22 protein-coding genes are annotated in these 22,707 nt (G+C 42.5%); 9 read left to right on the top strand and 13 right to left on the bottom strand.

Annotated features, from left to right (window positions below):
* Nucleotides 1-21: 21 nt before the first annotated feature.
* The 4 genes from cobD to HWQ23_RS10615 form a co-directional block, all read right to left on the bottom strand.
* Nucleotides 22-1,128: a threonine-phosphate decarboxylase CobD gene (gene cobD, locus HWQ23_RS10600; RefSeq protein WP_292827480.1), complete on the bottom strand. Its 1,107-nt coding sequence runs from the start codon at nucleotides 1,126-1,128 to the stop codon at nucleotides 22-24.
* A gap of 26 nt (nucleotides 1,129-1,154) precedes the next feature.
* On the bottom strand, nucleotides 1,155-1,439 hold the full coding sequence (locus HWQ23_RS10605) for an HU family DNA-binding protein (protein ID WP_010998076.1): 285 nt from the start codon (nucleotides 1,437-1,439) through the stop codon (nucleotides 1,155-1,157).
* Nucleotides 1,440-2,053: 614 nt separating this feature from the next.
* Nucleotides 2,054-2,314 carry a DUF5615 family PIN-like protein gene (locus tag HWQ23_RS10610; protein WP_292827483.1) on the bottom strand — a complete coding sequence of 87 codons (261 nt, stop codon included), beginning with the start codon at nucleotides 2,312-2,314 and terminating at the stop codon, nucleotides 2,054-2,056.
* On the bottom strand, nucleotides 2,311-2,508 hold the full coding sequence (locus HWQ23_RS10615; protein ID WP_292827486.1) for a DUF433 domain-containing protein: 198 nt from the start codon (nucleotides 2,506-2,508) through the stop codon (nucleotides 2,311-2,313). The genes HWQ23_RS10610 and HWQ23_RS10615 overlap by 4 nt, the downstream gene beginning before the upstream one ends.
* A 250-nt stretch (nucleotides 2,509-2,758) precedes the next feature.
* On the opposite strand from HWQ23_RS10615, the gene HWQ23_RS10620 reads away from it, so the two are divergent.
* From HWQ23_RS10620 to HWQ23_RS10630, 3 genes are all read left to right on the top strand, one after another.
* Nucleotides 2,759-3,379 (top strand): Uma2 family endonuclease, encoded by a 621-nt coding sequence (locus HWQ23_RS10620; RefSeq protein WP_292827489.1) that lies wholly within the window; start codon nucleotides 2,759-2,761, stop codon nucleotides 3,377-3,379.
* A gap of 58 nt (nucleotides 3,380-3,437) precedes the next feature.
* Nucleotides 3,438-3,659 carry a DUF2281 domain-containing protein gene (locus HWQ23_RS10625; RefSeq protein ID WP_365741023.1) on the top strand — a complete coding sequence of 74 codons (222 nt, stop codon included), beginning with the start codon at nucleotides 3,438-3,440 and terminating at the stop codon, nucleotides 3,657-3,659.
* A 68-nt stretch (nucleotides 3,660-3,727) separates the two neighbouring features.
* Nucleotides 3,728-4,123: a type II toxin-antitoxin system VapC family toxin gene (locus HWQ23_RS10630; RefSeq protein WP_292827492.1), complete on the top strand. Its 396-nt coding sequence runs from the start codon at nucleotides 3,728-3,730 to the stop codon at nucleotides 4,121-4,123.
* 104 nt (nucleotides 4,124-4,227) lie between these two features.
* On the opposite strand, the gene HWQ23_RS10635 is transcribed toward HWQ23_RS10630, so the two are convergent.
* From HWQ23_RS10635 to pilM, 4 genes are all read right to left on the bottom strand, one after another.
* The gene (locus tag HWQ23_RS10635; RefSeq protein WP_292827495.1) at nucleotides 4,228-6,567 is read right to left on the bottom strand and encodes an AMIN domain-containing protein; all 2,340 of its coding nucleotides are present in this window, start codon (nucleotides 6,565-6,567) and stop codon (nucleotides 4,228-4,230) included.
* Between the two features lie 285 nt (nucleotides 6,568-6,852).
* A complete protein-coding gene (locus HWQ23_RS10640; protein ID WP_292827498.1) occupies nucleotides 6,853-7,620 on the bottom strand; it encodes a pilus assembly protein PilO in 768 nt (255 codons plus the stop codon).
* A complete protein-coding gene (locus HWQ23_RS10645; protein WP_292827501.1) occupies nucleotides 7,617-8,393 on the bottom strand; it encodes a PilN domain-containing protein in 777 nt (258 codons plus the stop codon). The genes HWQ23_RS10640 and HWQ23_RS10645 overlap by 4 nt, the downstream gene beginning before the upstream one ends.
* Before the next feature lie 4 nt (nucleotides 8,394-8,397).
* Nucleotides 8,398-9,504 carry a type IV pilus assembly protein PilM gene (gene pilM / locus HWQ23_RS10650; RefSeq protein WP_292827504.1) on the bottom strand — a complete coding sequence of 369 codons (1,107 nt, stop codon included), beginning with the start codon at nucleotides 9,502-9,504 and terminating at the stop codon, nucleotides 8,398-8,400.
* A 200-nt stretch (nucleotides 9,505-9,704) separates the two neighbouring features.
* Here pilM and HWQ23_RS10655 point away from each other — a divergent pair, with 200 nt between their 5' ends.
* Complete coding sequence (locus HWQ23_RS10655; RefSeq protein WP_292827507.1) at nucleotides 9,705-11,003, top strand: ABC transporter substrate-binding protein; 1,299 nt, start codon at nucleotides 9,705-9,707, stop codon at nucleotides 11,001-11,003.
* 100 nt (nucleotides 11,004-11,103) lie between these two features.
* On the opposite strand, the gene HWQ23_RS10660 is transcribed toward HWQ23_RS10655, so the two are convergent.
* Nucleotides 11,104-12,390, bottom strand: coding sequence for a bifunctional folylpolyglutamate synthase/dihydrofolate synthase (locus HWQ23_RS10660; RefSeq protein ID WP_292827510.1), 1,287 nt, complete (start codon nucleotides 12,388-12,390; stop codon nucleotides 11,104-11,106).
* Nucleotides 12,391-12,398: 8 nt separating this feature from the next.
* Here HWQ23_RS10660 and HWQ23_RS10665 point away from each other — a divergent pair, with 8 nt between their 5' ends.
* Nucleotides 12,399-12,593, top strand: coding sequence for a hypothetical protein (locus HWQ23_RS10665; RefSeq protein WP_292827513.1), 195 nt, complete (start codon nucleotides 12,399-12,401; stop codon nucleotides 12,591-12,593).
* Between the two features lie 77 nt (nucleotides 12,594-12,670).
* On the opposite strand, the gene HWQ23_RS10670 is transcribed toward HWQ23_RS10665, so the two are convergent.
* Both HWQ23_RS10670 and HWQ23_RS10675 read right to left on the bottom strand, forming a co-directional pair.
* Nucleotides 12,671-12,796 (bottom strand): photosystem II protein Y, encoded by a 126-nt coding sequence (locus HWQ23_RS10670; RefSeq protein ID WP_292827516.1) that lies wholly within the window; start codon nucleotides 12,794-12,796, stop codon nucleotides 12,671-12,673.
* A 205-nt stretch (nucleotides 12,797-13,001) separates the two neighbouring features.
* Nucleotides 13,002-13,529: a gamma carbonic anhydrase family protein gene (locus HWQ23_RS10675; RefSeq protein ID WP_292827519.1), complete on the bottom strand. Its 528-nt coding sequence runs from the start codon at nucleotides 13,527-13,529 to the stop codon at nucleotides 13,002-13,004.
* 242 nt (nucleotides 13,530-13,771) lie between these two features.
* Here HWQ23_RS10675 and HWQ23_RS10680 point away from each other — a divergent pair, with 242 nt between their 5' ends.
* The 3 genes from HWQ23_RS10680 (at nucleotide 13,772) to HWQ23_RS10690 (ending at nucleotide 18,232) form a co-directional block, all read left to right on the top strand.
* Nucleotides 13,772-14,281, top strand: coding sequence for a TIGR02652 family protein (locus HWQ23_RS10680; protein WP_442949772.1), 510 nt, complete (start codon nucleotides 13,772-13,774; stop codon nucleotides 14,279-14,281).
* A gap of 96 nt (nucleotides 14,282-14,377) precedes the next feature.
* Nucleotides 14,378-14,821, top strand: coding sequence for a VOC family protein (locus HWQ23_RS10685; protein WP_292827525.1), 444 nt, complete (start codon nucleotides 14,378-14,380; stop codon nucleotides 14,819-14,821).
* Between the two features lie 615 nt (nucleotides 14,822-15,436).
* Nucleotides 15,437-18,232, top strand: a complete 2,796-nt coding sequence (locus tag HWQ23_RS10690) for a M16 family metallopeptidase (protein ID WP_375466473.1) — start codon at nucleotides 15,437-15,439, stop codon at nucleotides 18,230-18,232.
* Between the two features lie 170 nt (nucleotides 18,233-18,402).
* Here the strand turns inward: HWQ23_RS10690 and HWQ23_RS10695 are convergent, their stop codons facing one another.
* Nucleotides 18,403-19,050 (bottom strand): transmembrane-type terpene cyclase, encoded by a 648-nt coding sequence (locus HWQ23_RS10695; RefSeq protein ID WP_292827527.1) that lies wholly within the window; start codon nucleotides 19,048-19,050, stop codon nucleotides 18,403-18,405.
* Nucleotides 19,051-19,579: 529 nt separating this feature from the next.
* Here HWQ23_RS10695 and map point away from each other — a divergent pair.
* A complete protein-coding gene (gene map / locus HWQ23_RS10700; RefSeq protein WP_292827529.1) occupies nucleotides 19,580-20,407 on the top strand; it encodes a type I methionyl aminopeptidase in 828 nt (275 codons plus the stop codon).
* A gap of 905 nt (nucleotides 20,408-21,312) precedes the next feature.
* On the opposite strand, the gene HWQ23_RS10705 is transcribed toward map, so the two are convergent.
* Nucleotides 21,313-22,575: a hypothetical protein gene (locus HWQ23_RS10705; protein ID WP_292827531.1), complete on the bottom strand. Its 1,263-nt coding sequence runs from the start codon at nucleotides 22,573-22,575 to the stop codon at nucleotides 21,313-21,315.
* Nucleotides 22,576-22,707 lie beyond the last annotated feature (132 nt).

Here is a 22,707-nt window from a genome sequence, read left to right on the forward strand (position 1 = left end):
TGAAAAATTACCTCATCTCCCCTACTCCCCTACTCGCCACTCCCCACTCCCCACTCCCCACTCCCCACTCAGCACTGAGTTTAACGCTGTTAGTAAGCGTTGGTTATCGGATTGGGAACGTACAGCAACACGGAAAAAGCGATCGCCTAGTTCTTTAAAGCTAAGGCAATCGCGGATTAAAATCTGGTGATACTTGAGTAATTGTTGCTGTAACTGCGAAGTAGACTCTTGGGACTCAACCAGTAAAAAGTTAGCGGCACTTGCTTGGGGTTGCAATCCTGGGATTTCAGCTAAACCCTGAAAGAGTTGGTTTCGTGCAGGTGGTAGCCATGCCCAAGTTTGCTGCTGAAACTCCGTATCCTGGAGTGCCGCAATTGCCGCCGCCGCCGCTAGCGTGTTTACGGGCCAGGGGTCACGCCATAGCTGCCATTTAGCTAGACAGTCAGGGTGTGCGATCGCATATCCCAATCGCAGTCCTGGGAGACTGTAAAATTTGGTCAGCGATCGCAATATTACTAAATTCGGATATTCCTGCACCACCGGAATCAGGCTTTGTTCCTCATTGGGCGGCACAAAATCCATAAATGCTTCATCCACCACAACCAAAGCAAATTGCTCTAGGTAAGGCAAAATAGAGTCCCGTGAAAATAGTTTTCCGGTCGGGTTGTGGGGATTATTCAGCAATAATCCTTTGTCTTTTGTCTTTCGTCCTTCGTTATTGGTCAATGACCAATGACCATTGACCAATGACAAAGGACACTCCAGCACATTAGCGTTGTACGCTGCCAAGGTTCGGTAGTAATCGCCAAAGGCTGGAGTTATTAAAGTTGTCGCGGCTAATTGAGCTAATTCCCTACCAATTAAAGTAAGTAATTCTGCGGAGCCGTTACCCGGCAGAATCCACTCAGGCGGTAATTGATGGAAGTGACTGAGAGCTAGTCTCAGTTCACTATAATTTGGGTCTGGATAGTGCTTAAGATTACCAATTTGGGACTTAATAGCAGCGATCGCGCTGTTTGGAGGCCCCAACGGGCTGATGCTAGCAGAAAAATCCAGAATAGCGTCAGGGGGACAGCCAGCCAGTGCTGCTGCCCAGGCTAAATTTCCCCCGTGTGCAGGTTGCCGCATTAAAAAAGGGTTCCCGAAGACAGAACCTATGCTTTTGGGGGTGCTACCTTTTCTCTAAACAGTTTCCCTGCCGAGAAAGCAGGAACCCTTGTCGCTGGAATTTCCATCTTTTCATTTGTTTTCGGGTTGCGACCTTCGCGGGCTTTACGTTCCCGTGATTCAAATGAGCCAAATCCTACCAACGTTACCTTATCACCAGAGGAAACCGCTTCAATAATCGTTTCCAAAGCGGCAGTTAAGACTGCATCCGCTTGTTTTTTGGTAACACTAGCCTTTTCAGCTACGGCATCAACTAATTCACCCTTGTTCATATCAAACTCCTGAAGGTTTACTTGAGATTCTTTACGGATGCACCTTGACACATCTGTACTGAAATCTCGGTTCGCGGAAATACAAAAATCATCCTTTAGGAGTACTTTTACTCAAAACGGCTGTACATCCCATCGGCTCGACTTTTCAATGAATCATTCTAAGGTGTTGTAGCCTGATGTGGATAGATGAAACCATTAATTTATATAGATTTCAGGATTTTTTGTAATATTACGGCGTTGTTTCACTAAAAACCACCCCAAAACTAGGAAAAAATACCTAGTAAAAACCGCGTTGGCGCAGCCCCCCGCAGGGATCACGAGGGAAACAGGGGAGTGTGAACATGGGAGATGCTTAGGGTTTGTTAGGATTAATTACCGATGTTGAAGAGTTATTGCTGAGATTAACCAATTGTTATGAAAATCGAAGGCTCAGATCCCCGACTTCTTTAAGAAGTCGGGGATCTTGTTGTTCACGGAATACGCGCTACAAATACAAGACTTAGGCAAACAATAGCCGAAAAGAGTAATTTTCAAGTAGGGACAATTCATGAATTGCCCCTACAGCTAGGCTTCTGGGCTAATTTCTACGATCGCTTCACTTTGTCGCAGGCGTTCTAAAGCATCTGGAAATGTAGCCGTAAGAATCTGCCGGAGGTTACGATTTGTGGAGGTGTCCCTAACCAACAAGCTAAATCAACAAAATCGCTGTCTTTTGTCATAATCACTGGGAAAACCCCACGCGCTGCTTCAAAGATTTCTACGTCTTGGGCATCTCGCAAGCCCAAATCTTTTAAAGCTGTAGCACTGACTGCAAAGGTGGTAGTTAGCCAAACTGCCAAGGTTGGAGGTAGTTGAGGATCAATCCAGATATTCATGCAGTCAATCGAGGAAAGTCTGTGCGGCAGGCTGCAAATAACAGACAAGCCTGGATGTCTTCTGGCTCTAAATCAGGAAAATCCTCTGAAATTTCAGATGGACTCACATTTTCAGCCAGCATGGTTTTAAATGTTTGCCAACTGATGTTTTGGGGTAAAACCCTATTTTCTGCGAATGTTGTTGTTGCCACCATAGTTTAGTTCTGACTATGTGGAAAAGCGCACGAAAAACCTAACCCCCTTCCCGACGCTCTAAGGGGGAAAATTCTTCATCTCTCTCCTTTTAGGAGAGAGATGAAGAAGAGAGGTTTTCCAGATACCGTGAAAAGTCAGAGTTCAGTTCTCCGCAACAAACCTTTTCCAGTACTGTATCCCTTAATATTACTGTTAAGGCTGAACGTAAGAAAGCGATATGATCGAAACGACTACTAGGGGTAATAGATTATGACTCAAGCCATACCAAAACTAGTAACCTTTGAAGATTTTGCAGCGTGGCGACCCGAAGGTGGAAGATATGAATTACATGATGGAGTGATTGTTGAAATGGCACAACCAGTAGGAGACCATGAGGATATTGTCGGGTTTTTGGTTGAAAAAATTGCTATTGAGTACGTTCGTAATGGTCTACCTTATACAATCCCCAAAACTGCGCTCATTAAACCAACTAATTCGGAATCTGCCTATTCCCCAGATGTGCTATTACTGAATCGCCCTAATTTAATAAATGAGCCGCTATGGAAAAAAGAATCAACTGTAAGCCTTGCAGCATCAATTCCCTTAGTAATTGAGGTAGTTAGCACCAACTGGGATGATGACTATTACACAAAACAGGGTAAGTATGAGGGTATTGGAATTCCTGAATACTGGGTTGTAGATTATCTCGGTCTAGGCGCTAAAAAGTTCACTGGCAACCCTAAACAGCCTACTATATCTATTTATCAATTAATCGATGGTGAATACCAAGTTACTCAATTTAGAGGCAGCGATCGCATCGCTTCGCCTACTTTCCCGGAATTGAATTTAACAGCCGAACAGATTTTTCAAGCTGGAGGTCTACCAACATAGCCACAATCATACTTGCTGTTTTATACTACTAAACGATGTCAGTTAAAGAGGCGTAAATATGAAAATCAAAGAACTACTTATCGAAGAAATTGAATCAGCACCAGATGCACTTTTGACTGAAACACTTAATTTTTTACGTTTTTTGAAAACAAAGCAAAACCAAGTGCAAGCAACACAACATCAAGTAGAATTTGCTAGTCATACTACTGTTAATTCCACAGGAAGCTCACTTCTAGAACATCTGAAAACTATAGGGACTTGGGAAGGTGATGACTTATAAGAGTGTCTGAAACTAGTAATAGCTTGCCGTGGTCAAGCAGAATTTAATGAAGATAATCCTTTTGAATAATGTACCTAATCGATACAAATCACTGTAGTCTAGCTATTTTAGGTAATGTCAATATATTAAGTCGCCTTGTTGAGGTTGAAAAAAGTCTAGTTTCAACTTGTGTTATTGTCCAGGGAGAATTAATAGATATGGCAGCAAGTTCTCAAAAACAACAAATTAATTTAGCATTAGTAATAAATTTTATTACAGGTATTTATATTTACAATGTTGACCAGCAAACTGCTAATATTTATGGTCAACTCAAAGCTACTTTATTCAATCAATTTGCACCAAAAGAAAAAAGTAAACGCAGAAAAACTAAAATAACTGATTTAGGTTTTGGTGAAAATGACTTATGTAGTATTTACCCACTACTGTTACTTATAATGTCATTGGGTATTTTTATTGTAAAATGACATTTAAATTTAATCCTACTTGTGAACAAGAAGATCCCCGACTTCTTAAAGAAGTCGGGGATCTGAGCCTTTGCCAGAGGTGACTCACTTACCCATTATCTTTATTACCTGCTAGGAAGCTTCAAGCCTCGACGCTCAAGGATTTGCCGCACTTCTGGGCTAGGGGTGTAGTTATAGCCGTAGGAGGAGTTCTCAGAGTCATCCATAATCTGAGGTGTGAGTAATACAATCACCTCATTGCGCTGGTTGGATCTGTTTGTACTTCTAAACAGCGCACCAATAAGGGGAAGATCACCCAAAATAGGTATCTTGGAGATATTTGTCCGGTCTTGGTCTTGAATGATGCCTGAGAGAATGAGCGTTTGACCATCTCGTAAGCGAATTAAGCCAGAAGTAAGGGAGCGCTGAGACACTAAAGTAATACTTCCACTTCCTGTATCTGCTGTGCCTGAAGGAGCGCTGACAGTAGGAGCAACCGATAGAGAAACGAAACCATTATCGTCAATCCGCTCAATTTTCACACTCAGGGTTAAGCCAACTGCTTGTTTCGCAATTGTTCTTTCTGTCCTAGAACCACCAGAAGTATCCGTCGTTTGAAGGGTTATATTTCCCACTACTTCTTGAGTCAGGTTGATAAGAGCCTGCTGACCTTCTTGCACAATTAAGGTTGGGTCAGTCAAAATCTTGGCATTGCCATTTGTCACTTGAGCTTGCAAGCTAGTGAGAAGACGTTTGGGGAATTGGTATAGACTTGGCAAGCCGTATGTGGTTGTTGCAGGGGTGATCGTGGTTTGCTGCTGGAATTGAGTCGCTAAACCAGTAATAGGATCAATCGCAGTTGGCACAATTGAAGTTGTACTTGTTCCTGGTGTAAATGCTGTGATACCTGGTTGTAGTGGATTAGAGCTTGCGCCAGCAGTAGCTGTTGGGCTAACAAAAATATTTGTGGCACTAAGTGGATTAGTGGCTGTAGGTGTACTAGTCACACTGCTTCTCGCTTCAGCACTACTAGCTGGCCTCGAACCGCCAAAATTTAGAGTTGCTGCACCGCCATCATTGCTAAAGTAGTTGTTACCAATTCCAAAGGAAAAGCTAGTGTTGTAGTCCTGGGTGTTATTGAGATTAACATCAATAATCTTGACGTTAACTACCACTTGACGACGGCGGATATCAAGCTGAGTTAGTTGAGCGATCGCCATCTCAACTAGCCGGGGAGCGCCAATTAAGGTAATGGCATTGGTGCGTTCTTCTCCTAATACCTGTAAACCTCTCAGTAATGGGCTAGAGTCTGTAAAAGAAACGCGTTGAGTTTCAACTCTGGTTTCCGTCGTCGTCTGAGTTTGGGTGATAGGAGTAGCTCCAGCCCCAACAGGCACAGCATTAACGCTGGTAACTTGTCGTTCGCGGCTGACCGCGCTTTCTGCTCCTAAGGCGACCAAAAAGTTCAGGGCGACTCCCACTGTCACCTGATTAAGTCGCAGGCTACGCATAACCATGTCACGGGTCGCATTAGGTAGTTTAGCCCCTACAAAAACTGTCCGACCACTGCGATTAGCTTCTAGACCACTCAAGCGCAAAACGTAATTAAACACATCTTGCACTGGCTCGTTTTCTATATCTAAAGAGATTGTTTGAGAGGTTGCTTGTGCATTAGCAGCACCAGCTTGCTCACCTCCCACATAAGCCAGGTTGAGATTAGCAGCACGGGCAAGCAATGACAAAACCTCACGCACCGGCGCATCTCGCAGCACTAAGCGGGGTACACGTTCTTGAGTTCCTAAGTCAATGCTGCTAGGAGAAGCATCAGTATTAGAAATAGCAATATCTCCCACCGGTGGGGCAACGGCTCTAGGTAAGAAAGGTGGAGCCTGACTCACAGGTTGACCTGACCCAGCAGCTTGTGCAGGTTGTCCGTCAATGGTGATTTGCGGGTTGGGAACGAGAACGCTTGGCTTTTGACCAGGTTGGACTGGAGTAGTAGCGGCTGGTGCTGTGGATGTTGGCGCTATTGGCCTTGGTACTGACACTATAGTGCCTGCCGATGGGCTAAAGCTGAGTGTAATTCCATTTAGCGATCGCACTACAGGTTGACTTCCAGGTGTGTTATTGCTACCAGTTACCGTCACCCGGATGCTATTGGCATCAAGCTGACTAACCTCGACAGACGCAATTCCTGGTGCTGGGCTATCTTGACGAAAACTTTTACCTTGTGGTAATCGTAATTGAGTATTGATAATATCCGCGACTAAAGCCTTGTCTCTTTTTGTCGTGAAAACTTGGGGCCGCGACCCTGAAGAAGTTTTCAAAACAACCTTAATTCCACCATCAACTGGATTTAACTCGACATCAGTAATTTGACTAATTTGTGCCCAAACTGGTTGAGCTGCCAAAAAGACAAAAGCGGCAGTACCTAAAATAAAACTATTACCGTGAAGCTGTTTCACAGTTCATTCCTCACACTATAAAACCTTGTTTACAAACAATTTTGAGTAGTTCGCCATGAGTGCTGAGTTTTAGAAGTTAGGAGTTAGGAGTTAGGAGTTAAGAATGAGGAATAACAACTCACAATAGGGATTTGCAACAAATAAATTATTCAATCTTGCGGACTTTGGCTATGGGCGGGCTTTTCGACCCACCCCACAAGAAGTAGTTGAGTATTTTTTTATTTGGAAATCCTTAACTCCTAATTCACAACTCCTAACTCACAACTGCTAACTCCTAACTTTTAACTACTTTTTCGGCGCAGCTTTCGCTGCTGCTGCGGCTATTTCTTCTGGACTAAGTGGCATCAATACCTGTAATTGGAATGATGTATTAATCGCTCCTGGGCCTACCTGCATCGGCGTTTTATCTAATGGGGATCTTGACTCTACTGGAGCCAAAGTTACTTGATAATCTTTAACTATTAACAAAGGCTGCAAACGCTCAATGTTACGAATTATCGATTGTGTTTGTTCATAAGTTCCTGTAATTTCGGCATTGATACTGCTGCGTTGCAGCTTGCCATTAACCAGTAGTCCTAGACTTCCATCGATAATCGGTTCTGGTTTTGGGGAAACTGGCACAAATTTATTCAGTTTGGCTCTCACTCCATTAATAGAAGTTGGAGTATTCCCAGACTCAACTAAACGATTCACATCCAACAGCAATGTACCTAAGGTTTTTTCGTTAGCAAATAAACTTAAAACCTGAACTTTTTGCTGCTTTGCCTGTGCTAGCTCGTCCTTAACTTTATCAATCTGTTTGATACTGGCTTTTTTCTGCTCAACTTGCCCTTGCAGTTCGGTGTTTTTGGCTTGCTGCTGCTGATAGCTTTCCCAAGCTGGCATCAGTAGGTTTAAGAATATATAACCTGCTCCCGCTATACCAATTACCCCCACCAAAATCCCAATAATTTTTGGTGTGAAGGCAATACCAAAGATCACCGGGGAGGCTGGCGTTTCCGCCTCGAATTCCCCACCATGTTCGCCAAAATTTAAATCATCACTCAGCGTCATTTTGGAATGACTCCTATTTTTTGCATACTACGAATTCGAGTCACTAACCCCACTGTGCCTTTTTTTTCCAACTCCCGGATTAATTCCGAAGCTGGAACATCGCTCATGCTCGATTGAATAGTGTATTTCACTACTTGGGGTGGCTTAATTATTACACCAGTAGTAGGTTGACCCACACCTGGTGTTAAGGGAGCATCTACTAACGTTGCCGTCACAATTCTGCTTTCTGTGGACTTCAAAAACTGAGACTGTTGTAAAATCAATAAGAAATCATTGACATCGTTAAAGGAACGAGCCAATCCGGTAATTTCTAATCCCCCGGCGGGATTGTTTGCTGGCTGACCTACGACTGCCGCAACGGGTGGGATTTGCTTGATGTTCTCGATTTGTACTGCTGCTGGGGTGCGATCGCGCAAATCTTGCAGCATTGCTGACCAAGGACGAATCTGGTCAAATACGCTGACTAAAGCTTGGGTTTCCCCTTTAACTCCATTTGTCTCGGCTTTGATTTTGTTAATATTTCCGATTTCTGTATCTAACCTCTTGCTTTCTTGGTCTAATTGTGCTCCTGTCGCCTGTAATTCCACAATCTTCCCTTGCAAAAACCACCAACTAATTCCGAATAAAGCTGGAAGACCTACACCTAGTCCAACTCCCACATACAGTGGCATTAAATTACCCGCAGGAAACTTTAGGGCTATTCCTGCCTTTCTCTCAGGCTTTCCCTGGTATGCTGGGCGGTCTTTAAGAAAGTTAACATCTAGGCTGTACATTCTGTTACACCTCCCGCATTCCTAGACCAAGTACAATCGCCAAGCCAGAGCGTTGTACCTGTGGATATTTATCAATGTCAACTTCCAAGGACAAAGCCCCAATTGGATCTATTTGGGTAGTTGGCAAGCTCAATCGTTGGGTAAAAAATTCATCTAGCTGTTGGAGTCCACCTCCTGGCCCAGCTAATAATATCTGTGCTACCTCCAAATTTTCACTTTGATTAAGATAAAAATCGATGGAACGGCGCAGTTCATCTGTTAGTTCTCCCAATACTCTCAATATGGCTGCCATACCAGGATTGATCTCGGTAACGCCGGTTTTGCCGCCGTCTATGGGAGTTGAGGGAATAATCATTCCGTGTAACAGTTCCATATCTCGTGACGTGGGTAAGCTCATTGCCCTTGCTAAGGCAGTTTGCATTTGATAAGTCCCGATTGGGACTGTGCGCGAAAATTGCGGCACTCCGTTAACGATGATGGCGATTTCTGTACTATCGAACTCGATATCAACTAGTACTGCTGCTTCTTGCGGCCCAAATTGTCGCAGCTGATCGCGAATAGTCCGAATCAGAGCAAAACTGTTAATTTCTAAAACATCAATTTGTAATCCTGCCTGCTCGAATGTACTTATATAGGTATCCGTTATCTCCTTGCGGGTAGCAACTAGGAGTACGTGTACTTTTTCAATACCATCCTCATCTACAAAGTAGTCAAGTTTCTGATAATCTACATCAGCTTCTTCACGAGGATAGGGTAAATACAAACCTGCTTCATGGTTTAACACCATTTCTCGTAGTTCTTTGTCATCTAACTCCGTTGGCATCGGTATTATCCGAACGATGGAATCTCGCCCCGGTACACCAGTAGCAACGCGAGAAGTTTTGATTTTGCTCTCAGCTAGCGCCTGCTGGATTAATTGGGCCATTGATGCGGGGTCGGTGATTTGACCATCGGTAACTATGCCTTCTGGAACTGCTACCGATGTAAAGGTTTCTAGTTTCAAGCCTTGACCGTGCTTGCGTAGCTGAACTATATTTACCCGTTCGGGAGCAAGTTCAATGCCAACCCCTTTATTCGATTTGCCAAACAGACCATTGAACCTTTTGGCCACAAGTCCAATGCCGGCCCCTTTATTCGCTTTGTCAAACAGACTAGTGAAGCTTTTTACCACAGTTGTGCCCGGTGGACTGCTAAATTGGAAATTTAAATGTACTAAAAGATGGATTTTGTGCTAGGTAATTTATTTAGCCTATAATCTCGACAATTCTGCCTAAGCTTTTCAGACTGAGCAAGCGTAAAAATACTGGGAAAATGATTCAATTACGAAAATTTAAACAACTTGTTGCTTTAGCACTGTTTGGCTTATTAACCAGTTGGATTGTAAGTTGCAGCACAGGTAATGTTGGTACAAGTACGAAACAAGCTACTTCAGGAGCGGCAACTGTTGAGTTTTGGACAATGCAACTCCAACCTCAATTTACCAACTACTTCAAAAGCCTAATTACGAATTTTGAATCGCAAAATCCAAGTATAAAGGTTAACTGGGTTGATGTACCTTGGGCGGCGATGGAGAACAAAATTTTAACAGCTGTCTCCGCAAAAACGCCACCTGATGTAGTTAACCTCAATCCGGGTTTCGCTTCCCAACTTGCCGGACGAAATGCCTGGTTAGATTTAGATACGAAAGTCCCAAACGATGTACGTTCCTCCTATCTACCGAATATCTGGAAAGCAAGCACGCTCAATGGCAAGAGTTTTGGGATTCCCTGGTATCTCACCACGCGGTTAACCATTTATAACACCGATTTGTTAAAACAGGCGGGTATCAATAAACCACCCGCAACCTACGCAGAATTGGCACAAGCAGCCCAACAAATTAAAGATAAGACGGGGAAATATGCCTTTTTTGTGACTTTCGTACCGCAAGATTCCGGGGAAGTGGTGGAATCTTTCGTGCAAATGGGAGTCACTTTAATAGATGCTGAGGGGAAAGCGGCGTTTAATTCAGCACAAGGTAAAGCGGCGTTTCAGTATTGGGTAGACTTGTATAAAAAAGGGCTGCTTCCTAAAGAAGTTTTGACGCAAGGACATCGCCACGCGATCGATTTATACCAATCTGGAGAGACTGCGTTTCTAGCTTCTGGGCCAGAGTTTCTGAAAACGATCGCTAATAATGCCCCAAAAATCGCTCAAGCTTCGGGAATAGCACCCCAACTCACTGGTGACACAGGCAAAAAAAATGTCGCGGTGATGAACATAGTTATTCCCCGCGACACTAAACAACCAGATGGCGCTGTGAAATTTGCTTTATTTGTCACCAATGACGAAAATCAGTTAGCCTTTGCTAAAGCTGCAAATGTCCTACCTTCTACAGTCAAAGCATTGTCTGATAGTTACTTTCAAGATGTTCCAGCTAATGCTTCAACAATAGAAAAAGCGCGAGTTATGAGTGCTAAAGAACTGCCACAGGCAGAAATATTAACCCCTACTTTGAAGGATTTCAACAAACTGCAAAAGGCAGTTTACGAGAACTTACAAGCAGCAATGTTAGATCAAAAGACTGTAGATAAAGCTGTAGAGGATGCGGCGCAAGAGTGGGATCTAAGATAGATTTGGGCATTGGGCATTGGGCATTGGGCATTGGGCATTGGGCATTGGGCATTGTTTATTTCCCCCTACTCCCTCATCTCCCTCATCTCCCTCATCGCTATTACGCACTCCCCATTTGTAAAAAATTGCCTACTAAATAAAGGGAACCACATAAAACGATTAAATCGTCTGTGGTAGCGGTTGAGGTTGCGGCTTCTAGTGCTGTGAATAAATCTGGATGTATTTGGCGATCGCTTAATTCTGGACAGAGGCTATAAGCTAGGTTTGCTAATTCCTGTAGATCAGCAGAAGTCCTACCAGGCCAAGGTTCTATCGGTATTGGTACTAAAAAAAGGCGATCGCCTGGTCGCAGCAAGGCGGTAAAAATATCCGCATGATCCTTATCGGAAAACATTCCGATAATCCAATTGACGGGTTTGTGGTTAACTGCGTCTAAGCTATCGACATACTGGCGAAGAACTTGGGCGGCGGCGGTATTATGAGCGCCATCAAGTAATAATTTATGGTTTTTCCAAGTAGTCCATTGCATCCGCCCCGGCCATTTAGTTTTTGCCATGCCGTTAGTTATGGCTTCTTCAGAAATCTGCCAACCCTGTTGTTGGAGAATTTCTAAAGCAGCTAAAGCCAAAGCTGAATTAGTTAATTGAATCTGTCCCGCTAATGGCAAAGGATATTTAATTAATTTTGAATTTTGAATTGTTTGATATTCTGCCCATCCTAGATTTGTTTCACGGGCAGGTTGAGGCGTAAAAATCGGGCATTGTAATTCTAAAGCACGCGATCGCACAACTTTCTCTGCATCCGGTGGCAATAGCCCAACCACAACAGGACATCCAGGTTTGAGAATACCTGCTTTTTCTCTCGCAATGTCAGCAACGGTAGGGCCAAGTTGTTGCCAGTGTTCCCGGCTAATGGAAGTGATGATCGTAACTAAAGGTTCCAAGCAGACATTGGTAGCATCTAAGCGCCCTCCTAGTCCGACTTCTACCACTGCTACATCGACTTGCTGCTGGGCAAAATATAACCAAGCCGCCGCCGTAATTACTTCAAACTGAGTTGCCGATTCGTCTTCAGGGCGAATAGCAGCTTGGACTTGTTGGAATAATTGACTCAATTCCTCAGAGGAAATTGGCTGTTCATTCAGACAAATACGTTCTGTCCAATCGACTAAATGGGGGGAAGTGTAGCGTCCTGTACGATAACCAGCCTCAGTAAGTACTGAAGAAAGATAGGCACAGACCGAACCTTTACCATTGGTGCCAGCAACATGAATTATCGGGACTTGGTGATGGGGATTGCCAAGATTCGCCAATAGATTGACAATGCGATCGAGTCCTAGATGGACACCAAAGCGTTGAAGAGGTTGTATTACAGAATCGATATCCAAGGAAGGGAGTGGGGAGTGGGGATGAGGGGGATGAGGGGAATGAGGGGGATGAGGTGGATGAGGTGGATGAGGGAGATGAGGGAGATGAGGAAGCAGGGGAAGCAGGGGGAGAAAGAATAACTAATGCAATGCCCCATGCCCAATGCCCAATGCCCAATGCTCAATGCCCAATGCCCCATGCCCAATGCCCCATGCCCCATTAAATTAATCATTATGAATAAAACCGACTGCCTCTGTGAAGAGAAACAGTCGGTTGAAGATCGATATTATTGAGCCGTATTTAGGCTTCCCGATCGAAAAAGCCTTGAACTTGTCTTAAAGCCGCAGCGCCAATATTAAACACTGCCCAGCTAGCAGCAATGACTACTGGTGCTAAAACAATCGCTATACGGTAATCGATATCCATATCTAGAACCCCTCTTTTAAGTAGAAATTAAACTTTTGTCAACTGCTCTCATTTTTATTGTTAGCTGAAGTGGGCAATTTTTCCCACCGAATATGTAAAGAATATTTACATTATAACTACATCTCCCCCAGTCTTTTCTTCTCTACGAGACGCTGCGCGAACAATTTTAAATGCGTGAATGCGTGAATTGATTTCTCGCCACTCTCTAAGACTTGTTAAAGCCGATATCAGTACCCTTACCAGCATGAACTAAAGCTAACTTTTGGTAACGTTTAGCGTGTTCAATCAGTTCTGCGGCTTCAACCTCTGTTACTTCTCGTAACACTTTGCCAGGAATGCCGACAACTAGGGACAGAGGCGGTATATTTTTAGTTACCACTGCGCCAGCACCGATAATACTACCAGCACCTACTCGTACCCCATCTAAAATCACCGCGCCAATGCCAATCAAGCTTCCACACTCAATGTAAGCGGAATGTATCACAGCGCGATGCCCTACGGTAACATGATCTTCTAAAATTGTTGGAGAACCAGGATCGCCATGTAAAATTGCACCATCTTGAATATTTGTGCATTCGCCAATTTCAATGCGTTCTACATCTCCCCTAACCACTGCTCCATACCAAATGCTCACTCCTGCTGCTATATTTACCGAACCCATAACAATAGCATTGGCTGCAATGAAGGCAGCTTGAGAAAAATCAGGAGATGTCCAGTAAGAAGCGGTAGACACGATAGAATATTAATATGGTACCCAGGAACAGTGGAGAAACTCCAACCTTTGAGGCTGGTTGCATAACCAGGATATCACAGCGTTAAGCCTCTACGCTGAGGAAAACACTAGTAAACAATGTTCCTGCCGCAACTCCGTGTCTATGCAGCAGTGAGCAAGGAACCCAAAGTGGTTGGGCCGAAGTGTATAATCCAACCCAGTACTGCTGGTGAAGACAAAATTATGTTTGTACGCACTTCATGATGAATCCAGGTTTGCAGTACCCGATGTTTGGGCCTGAAATACAGTGTCCCCATTGTCGCCAGACTATTCCGGCGCTGACACTGACAGATACCTATTTGTGTCCGCGTCATGGCGCGTTTGAAGCTAATCCTAAAAATGGAGAGTTAATCCATTTGCAATCGGGACGTCATTGGCAAAGGTGGAATAATGAATGGTATAGACAGCATACTCATCCCGATGGTATTCGCTTTGAAATTCACGAAGCATTAGACAAGCTTTATACCCAAGGCTATCGAGCAACAAAAGTGATTATTGCTCGACGCTATCAGGAATTGATGAGTGGCTATTTAGAACGCAGCACACCTTGGCGTTCTGGAGTGCCGGAAGCTACTGCTGCGCGTTTGTATGGCTTACCCGTGGAATTTAGCCCCGATACCTCAGAAGATCCTTGTTGGCAAGTGATTAATTTTGACTTGGAAAAAGAGCCTGGCGTCCCTGTGCGCTACCCTTATTTCAGGTTGTTTGAGTAAAGAGACGCGATTAATCGCGTCTGTACAAGTTAGGAGTTAGGAGTTAGGAGTTAAATTCAATTTATAACTCATAACTTACAACTCCTAACTTTTGTTATGCACCACGCTTCTATTCGGACTGCGAATATTCATCGAGCGATCGCTTTCTACGAACATTTAGGGTTTACAATTTCGGAACGCTTTACTACCGGCTACACTCTAGCTTGCTGGATGGAAGGATTGGGCGGCAGAATTGAACTGATCCAAATTCCTGAACCAAAACCAGCCCCAGATGCGTTTGCTGACGAACATTATGTGGGATACTATCATCTCTCGTTCGATTTAACTGAGATTACACCAGATTTACCTAGCTGGTTGACAAATTTACAAGAACGTATATCACTAGCTGCCGAGAGTCAACCCGAAGAATTACAACCTTTGAAAGTATTATTAGAACCGACACAACAGCAAATAGGCGATCGCATTTACGAAGTGGCTTTCATCGCCGATACCGATGGCTTACCTCTGGAATTCATTCGGATTTTGGCAAAACTCCGATAATTTAGCTTTTTTATTACCTTTGTTGCTAATATATTCTTTTTCTGTATTGTTGCTCAGGTAAGTAGGCGGGCATAATTAAACATAAGATGTCATTGCGAGGAACGAAGCAATCCCAGTCTTTGCGATTGCTTGTCTGCGACACGCTGTTCGCGAACGTCGTTCCTCCTCTCTACGAGACGCACTCGCGTTCGCAATGACAAAACATATTATATTTATTTACGCCGATCTACTTAACAAATTTTTTTGCTTAATTTAGATTATCGTCATCCTCAAAATAATTATCTAACTTACAGCGATTTTCAGCTAAACAGACCATGCTGTGCCCCCACGACAGATGTGGTTAAAATATAGGACTTACGCACAGGTAACGGAAAATCGAACCACAGAGACACAGAGAACACGGAGGAATAAGAGTTTGAGAGGTATTTTGCGTAAGTCCTTGAAATAAATAGAAAACTATGGATTTTCCAGATTTTATAAATATCCCTTGCTGTTATTAATTTTAAGCTTATGGCTAGTAGCGGATTTTTGTTGAGTGATTAATCTACTCATAGCCAAAATGGAACTACATTTAACAAATAAAAATAATAGTAAACCTTGCTAGTAAAAAGAATAATGTCCTCAACATTGACAGAAAATGTCCGCAAGACAGTGCTGGCGAATGGTCTAACTGTCCTGACAAAGGAAGTGCATACTGCGCCAGTAGTGACGGTGCAGGTGTGGTATAAGGTTGGCTCAGGCAACGAAGAACCAGGGGTGAATGGTATTGCCCACCAGTTAGAACACATGATGTTTAAAGGTACTCTAAATCGTCCGATTCAATTTGGACGTTTGTTTAGCGCTTTAGGTAGTGATTCCAATGCTTTCACCAGCTATGACCAAACTGCATATTACGGTACTGTGGAACGAAACAAGCTGAAAGCGCTCTTAGTGCTGGAAGCAGACAGAATGCAAAATTCCCAGATTGAGCCAGAACAACTGGCGAGTGAGAAGCGAGTAGTAATTTCCGAGTTGCAGGGTTACGAAAATAGTCCAGAATATCGCCTCAACCGCGCCGTAATGCAGGCGGTGTTTCCCAATCATGCTTATGGGTTGCCTGTAGGTGGTACCAAAGCTGATGTCGAGAAATTTGAAGTTGAGCAGGTACAAAAATATTACCGCAATTTTTACACTCCCGATAATGCTGTCTTAGTGATTGTTGGAGATTTTCAAACTGCAAATACCCTTGAAACAATTAAAGAAGTATTTGGCAAACTAGCGAAGAGAGTTAGGAGTGAGGAGTTAGGAGTTAGGAGTGAGCTTGCCGTGAGCGTAGCCGAACGGGAGTTAGGAGTTAAGAGTAAAAATACTTTTACCCCATCAACCTCACTTAGTACTCCGATAGTATTGCGAGAACCGGGAGCAAGCCGGCTCTTACAAGTTGTCTATCCGCTACCGGATGCAAATCAACCAGATGTCCCAGCGCTGGATGTGATGGATTACATCTTGACAGAGGGACGGAATTGTAGACTTTATCAGGCATTGGTAGAATCAGGTTTAGCTAGTGAAGTTACAGCATCCGTTACCAGTTTGCGAGAATCTGGCTGGTATGAGGTTTTGGTAACGGCTGGATCTAAACAAGATTTGAAAAAAATTGACTCAGTGTTGAGTAGTGCGATCGCCAATGTAGCAGAAAAAGGCGTGACATCAGAGGAAGTAGAACAAGCCAAAACCCAATTAACAGCAGATGTAATTTTGAGCAACCGTGATATCACCTCTCAAGCAATGCGATTGGGCAATGATCAGACAACTACTGGTGATTATCGCTACACAGACCGTTATTTGGCAGCTGTCCGTCTGGTGAAGCCGACGGATATTGTAGCTGTGATTAACAAATACCTGACAAAAGAAGCGCGGACAGTAGGCTTTTTTGAACCAACCCAGAAGCGGATAACAGAAGTTGGTGACAAACCAGACTCAGCCCATACTACAGAAAATTTCTCTCCTGGCGCACCTGTGCTTTTTTCTGAGGTGATGAAGTACCTACCGCCTGTAGATTCCGCTACAGATGCGTTGCTTGTCAATGACGGCATTAGCGCAGCCTCTTTGAGTCTTGCGTCAGCCTCTGTCTACGACACGCTACGCGAACATAAAGAAGACATCGCCCAAATCCTACCGCAGCAATTTAAATTTACCAACGGACTGCGGATATTACTGTTAAGAGATAATAGTACTCCTACTGTTACCTTGAGCGGCCACATTCAAGCCGGGACGGAATTTGATCCAGAGAATAAAGCTGGACTGGCTGATTTTGTCGCAGAGAATTTGCTCAATGGCACTAATACCAAGGATGTCTTAACTATTGCCAAAGTTTTGGCAGAACGAGGAGCGAGTCTAGACTTTCAAACCTACCGCGAAGGTGTGCATATCGAAGGTGATAGTTTAGCTCTTGATTTGCCGATACTCCTGGAGATATTGGCAGATGTTCTGAAAAATAGTACCTTTCCACTCAAAGAGTTGGAATTGCATCGCCAACAAACTTTAACTGATCTGCAACAGGAATTAGATGAGCCATCAGAAGTAGCCAGAAGAGTATTTGTTCAGTCTATTTACCCGAAAAAACATCCCTTACATACCTTTCCCACAGAGGAGAGTTTACAGCAGATTCAGCGCCAGGATGTGATTGATTTCAAAGCTAAACATTATCGTCCAGATACAACAGTGCTAGCGCTGGTGGGAGATTTTGATCTAGACAAAGTGCGATCGCTCCTTAAAAATAAGTTTGGTAACTGGGAAGTTAGCGGCCAAGCACCCAGATTAAAATATCCCACGGTATCTATGCCGGATAAAATAGTCAGTATCAACCCAGTTTTACCAGATAAAACCCAAGCTGTTACATATATGGGTTGCACAGGGATTAACCGTTATGATCCTCGGTTTCACGCAGCCTTAGTATTAAACCAGATTTTGGGAGGCGATACCTTATCTAGTAGACTGGGTGCAGAAGTGCGCGATCGCCAAGGTTTGAGTTATGGGATTTATAGCTACTTCCAAGCTCTTAAGAATGCAGGGACATTTGTGATTGAGATGCAAACTAGTCCAGAAGATAGCACTAAAGCGATCGCTAGCACCCGCCAAATACTACAGCAAATCCATCAACAAGGTGTCACCGCACTAGAAGTAGAAACAGCTAAACGCACCCTGATCAGCAACTACAACGTTTCTCTGGCAAACCCAGAGGAATTAACAGATAGAATTCTGATGAATGAGGTGTACGAACTAGATAAAGTAGAATTGCACTCCTTCACTGATAAAATCCAGAAAGTCACTCTTGACCAAGTTAATCAAGCAGCTCGTGAGTTACTCCACCCAGATCAAATCGTGGTCGTCACTGCTGGCCCATCTGTGTTAGTAGAGAAAAACCAGTATTAGATAGAGATCACTCTATTTTGGTATTAATTATCCATAAAGGGAGCGATAGAACCGCAGCTCTTAAGTTAATAAAATAGATATAGCCTTTCCTAATCACATCAGGTGCATCTTAGCCGCCTCCTCGCTTGCTCTTAGGGGTTGGGGGTGGGGTTCTTGTACACTCTCAACTGTCACTGTATGACACCTACCTGTGGATTCCTGGTCTGCTTCAACTTGATAGCGACCATCATTATATAGATGAGGTCGAAGACAAATATTGCACTGTATAGAAACAGCAACAGCAGCGACCCCCGCCGTGTAGGAGTGGCAATATAAAAACCAATGGAAGCGAATGTAGTTCCGATCATTTTAGATAGGGCAATGAAGATTGATTGACCTAAAAGAGTGTTGCGTCTGAGCAACATGTCAATAAAGAGAATGGACATCATAAGATTTGATCCAAAAGCTGTATAAGCACCGCTCCAATCGTTAAACTCATAGCTGATAAAAAATACACAACAAAAGCTTGTCACCAAAGTCAACACAAACATAGGGTAAAACAATTTCTGCGCCTTCTTTGCAAACAGAGACTGCCCAAAATATAGAAATTGAAACAAAATAATTAGATCAAGGATGAACCAGATGATATTGACCCACAGATGCGGTGGGAAGTGGGGATGAACAAATGAGAAAATGAATTCCCATGAAATATTGGCACACAGAGCAACCAATGGCATTCCGCACGTTTTATCTTGAAAGCCACGTTTAATCAGTAGAACATAGGTGAGTGACCAGAACACGCCACATGCAAGCAGTAAGTAGGTTCCAATATTCATCATTACCTGTTTAGGACTATGATTTTATTTAAGGTTTCCCGTAGCGCGATCGCCACAAACAATCCTTTCTTTAAAATTGTATGAGTCGCTTGTACTCATCACTTTTAGGAGTACCCATAGAAATGAACCGCTTATTTACGTTAGTTCACAAATATTTATATTGAATCGGAATTACATCTGTTAATTTCCCAACTATTGCTTGGCTGCAAATATTTCGGTGGAACACGCGGGGAACCCCCGCAACGCGCTGCCTGCCCTTTGCATTAAAATTTCAACCCTCAATTCCCCACGATTTTACCCAAAGCTATACTAAGTCCTATAGTGTGCAGCCAAAAATCAGTTATGGCGATTTTGATTCAAGTACAACACATCAGGAGTAGGCGAATGTGTTATTCTATATACGTTAGCGGCTAAACTGGAAGAATCCCTATCAGGGATTAAAATAACTTAAATTATAGATATTAGTTCTCAAGTAATCTAGAGAAAGCATTGATACTTAAGCGGCAAAGCCACCTGTAATTATTAATTTCCTATGAACATTTTCAGTAACTTACTTTCTCAAGCTACTCAGCCTGGAACTGCGAAAAAACAACGCCGAGGAATTGAAATTAAATCGCCGCGTGAAATTGAAATCATGCGGCAATCAGCGACAATTGTGGCAACTGTCCTAAAAGAAATTTCCGAGCTAGTAAAGCCAGGAATGACAACTGCTGATTTGGATGCTTATGCAGAAAAACGTATCCGCGAAATGGGTGCAACGCCTAGTTTTAAAGGATATCACGGTTTTCCAGGTTCTATTTGCTCTAGCATTAACAATGAAGCAGTGCATGGCATTCCTAGTCCAAAGAAAGTAATTCGCGTGGGGGATGTATTAAAAGTAGATACGGGTGCTTATTACCAAGGCTTTCATGGTGATTCTTGCATTTCAATTGCTGTCGGTGAAGTGACCCAAGAAGCTGCTAAATTAATTCGCGTAGCAGAAGAAGCTTTATATAAGGGCATTGAACAAGTTAAGGCTGGTGTATACCTGCTTGACTTAGCTGGAGCAATTGAAGACCATGTGAAACTTAACGGTTTTAGTATAGTCGAAGAGTTCACTGGACACGGTGTCGGTCGTAACTTGCATGAAGAACCTTCAGTATTCAACTACCGTACCCGCGAGATGCCAAATGTTAAACTCCGTGCGGGGATGACATTGGCAATTGAGCCAATTTTAAATGCGGGTTCTAGACACACCCGGACATTATCTGACCGTTGGACAGCAGTCACTGTGGATAATTCTTTATCGGCTCAGTTTGAGCATACAGTGTTAGTGACGGAAACTGGTTATGAGATTTTGACTGACCGTTCTAAGGTGTAATTGTTAGTTTTAATTATTTGTTGTAAAGAGAGGTGAAGCGTCGAAAGAGGGCGATTTGCCTCTTTATTTTTTTACGAAAATCGAAAGCCTCGGATTCGTGACTTCTTAGATAAATCATAAATATCGTAATCGGTTTTTAGTTTTGAATTATTTATCTGATCGCCGCATAGTTAGTTTTATAAAGGTTTAGGGATTGTAAAGATTACTAATCAATTTTCGTAATTCTTGGAATTTGTAGTTCAATTTTAAGTTGTAAGTTTAGATAGACTATTGCGAGAAATTTTATGAAACTTTTAAATTCAATAGGTTCTAGCTTATTCTCTTTGAGCGCTTTGCTGTTGCTCGGTACGACTGCTACATCTCCTGCACAAGCGCAAACTAGGTTTGGATGTCCATCTGGGTACGTTTGCATTTATCCAGAGAAGGTTTCCATTCGTAATGAACCCACTAATAAATATTATCGTTACGGTACTTACAAACTTTATAATCAGTACAATGCCCACGGGGTCTTCAACAACCAGACCGGAGGCGCTAAGGTCCAGCTATGTAAAAACTCGAATGGAACCAATTGTCCGTATACTCTAGGTGCGAATCAGTATTATTATTACAATTTAACTCCAATCAATTCTATCAAACTCATAAAGTAACTAAGAGGATGTTTTAAAAGGATCTTTTGCTTTCTTAGTTAGGACAACAATGTATTTCAATATATCGCTAAAACCTTGATTTACCGTCAAAGTTAACCTAAGTGAGAACACCAAAATTATATCTTCTGATCCTTTTAAAATATCCTCTCATAAATCGATTGCCTGTTGCCATTTGTCTTGCGCTTCCTACCGAACTAATAGTGAATGAGGTGAATTTTGTACAAATAAATTAGCTTCTGTTATTAGCTTTTGGGCTGACTATAAGTTTGCTAAGGCTTTTTTTTCAATTAACACTCTTTGACTTATAGATTTATAGTTAATTCGATAGTAAGCCAATTTCTTCTTTGCTCGCTCAGAAACTGATGTTTCATTAGGAATACTATCTAACAAGATTATTGCCTGATGCCATTTAGTTTCTGCTTCTTGCCAGACTTGTAGAGGATGCGGCGGATTTTGAACCAGAGAAGCAGCCTCCATACCGAGTTTTTCAGCAGATTTAAACTTGGCGATCGCACTTCCTTCTTGAGTTAAACTTAGACTTATCTGCTGCAATTGTGGACTTTGCTCTTTAATTTTCCAACCACCAAAACCTAAGATTAATAAACTTGAGGCTATAAACAAAGCCGAACGTACTATTTTTTGTGTCGAAAATGGTACTATTTCTACTTGCTGGCTAATAATTGGTTCTTTACTACTTTCCTGTTCAATCTTTTTCAAGGCTTGTTCTGCTTGTTCTCTTAAAGTGTCACCCTGAATAATTAAAGTAGCCATTTGTTCTTGTAAAAAATCACAATCATTAAGAATATCTGTCAATTCTTGAAATTTTCCATCACTCGATATAATTAATTCGTGGTCATCATCTAACCACTCTAAAACGAAGCTAGATTTACCATAAAAAGCAGACACGCCTAATAAAATATTTAATAAGCTATGGCTATTTTTGATAGTATTAAAAATATAATTTAATTTTTGCTCTAATTCTAATAGCTCATTTTGAGAATTGCTGAGTTTTTGAATTTGGCGCTCTAAAATATTAGAGTTGCTAAAGTCTAAGTTAATCTTTAAGCTTTCAGCAATTACCTGAAAGTTGGCAGTTAGGCTGAAATGATTAATATCAGAAGTTAGCTGATTGACCAACTGAACATCACTGAGAATATCAGCAGTTATTGCCTGCAAAAAATAACCCCATTCAATCCAAGAATCAATTTTGGATTGTAAATCAGTTAATGAAATTTTAGTTTCTGAGTGGCCAAATTTTTCTGCTACAGCTGGATCTACTAATCCCACACTAGGTATAAACAAACTAGCTATACCGATTCGAGGAAGTGTAGCGATCGCGGAATTTTTGATGTGATCAAATTTCAATTCCTGAGCAATTAATTTTTTAATATTCCGTAGTTCTTCCTGAGCATTATTGATCAGGATAATTTGTTCGGTGATTTGATTAGAATCGCCAATAGTCAGTTTTAGGCTCTGAATCAGTGTTGGTAATTCATTCACAAGTACTTCTAGGTTAGCCATAAATACTTCTTAGGGATTTGTCGAAAGTTTATGCGAAACAATTAAAATGGCTTGAGCAAGACCGTAACCACGCTTGTTGCATTTGAGCATCCTAGTTAAGTGACAAATCTCAGGAGCCATAAAATATATAGT

It is taken from the genome of Nostoc sp. JL33 (assembly GCF_017114985.1).
Classification (GTDB): Bacteria; Cyanobacteriota; Cyanobacteriia; order Cyanobacteriales; family Nostocaceae; genus Nostoc.

Coding starts and splice junctions, on each gene's coding strand:
- HWQ23_RS10640 (WP_292827498.1), bottom strand. CDS start 7,620: ATGACGCTGAGTGATGATTTAAATTTTGGCGAACATGGTGGGGAATTC.
- HWQ23_RS10680 (WP_442949772.1), top strand. CDS start 13,772: ATGAATCCAGGTTTGCAGTACCCGATGTTTGGGCCTGAAATACAGTGT.
- HWQ23_RS10645 (WP_292827501.1), bottom strand. CDS start 8,393: ATGTACAGCCTAGATGTTAACTTTCTTAAAGACCGCCCAGCATACCAG.
- HWQ23_RS10670 (WP_292827516.1), bottom strand. CDS start 12,796: ATGGATATCGATTACCGTATAGCGATTGTTTTAGCACCAGTAGTCATT.
- HWQ23_RS10615 (WP_292827486.1), bottom strand. CDS start 2,508: ATGGTGGCAACAACAACATTCGCAGAAAATAGGGTTTTACCCCAAAAC.
- HWQ23_RS10605 (WP_010998076.1), bottom strand. CDS start 1,439: ATGAACAAGGGTGAATTAGTTGATGCCGTAGCTGAAAAGGCTAGTGTT.
- HWQ23_RS10630 (WP_292827492.1), top strand. CDS start 3,728: ATGTACCTAATCGATACAAATCACTGTAGTCTAGCTATTTTAGGTAAT.
- HWQ23_RS10695 (WP_292827527.1), bottom strand. CDS start 19,050: ATGATGAATATTGGAACCTACTTACTGCTTGCATGTGGCGTGTTCTGG.
- HWQ23_RS10610 (WP_292827483.1), bottom strand. CDS start 2,314: ATGAATATCTGGATTGATCCTCAACTACCTCCAACCTTGGCAGTTTGG.
- map (WP_292827529.1), top strand. CDS start 19,580: ATGAACATTTTCAGTAACTTACTTTCTCAAGCTACTCAGCCTGGAACT.
- cobD (WP_292827480.1), bottom strand. CDS start 1,128: ATGCGGCAACCTGCACACGGGGGAAATTTAGCCTGGGCAGCAGCACTG.
- HWQ23_RS10690 (WP_375466473.1), top strand. CDS start 15,437: ATGTCCTCAACATTGACAGAAAATGTCCGCAAGACAGTGCTGGCGAAT.
- HWQ23_RS10705 (WP_292827531.1), bottom strand. CDS start 22,575: ATGGCTAACCTAGAAGTACTTGTGAATGAATTACCAACACTGATTCAG.
- HWQ23_RS10625 (WP_365741023.1), top strand. CDS start 3,438: ATGAAAATCAAAGAACTACTTATCGAAGAAATTGAATCAGCACCAGAT.
- HWQ23_RS10620 (WP_292827489.1), top strand. CDS start 2,759: ATGACTCAAGCCATACCAAAACTAGTAACCTTTGAAGATTTTGCAGCG.
- HWQ23_RS10685 (WP_292827525.1), top strand. CDS start 14,378: ATGCACCACGCTTCTATTCGGACTGCGAATATTCATCGAGCGATCGCT.
- HWQ23_RS10655 (WP_292827507.1), top strand. CDS start 9,705: ATGATTCAATTACGAAAATTTAAACAACTTGTTGCTTTAGCACTGTTT.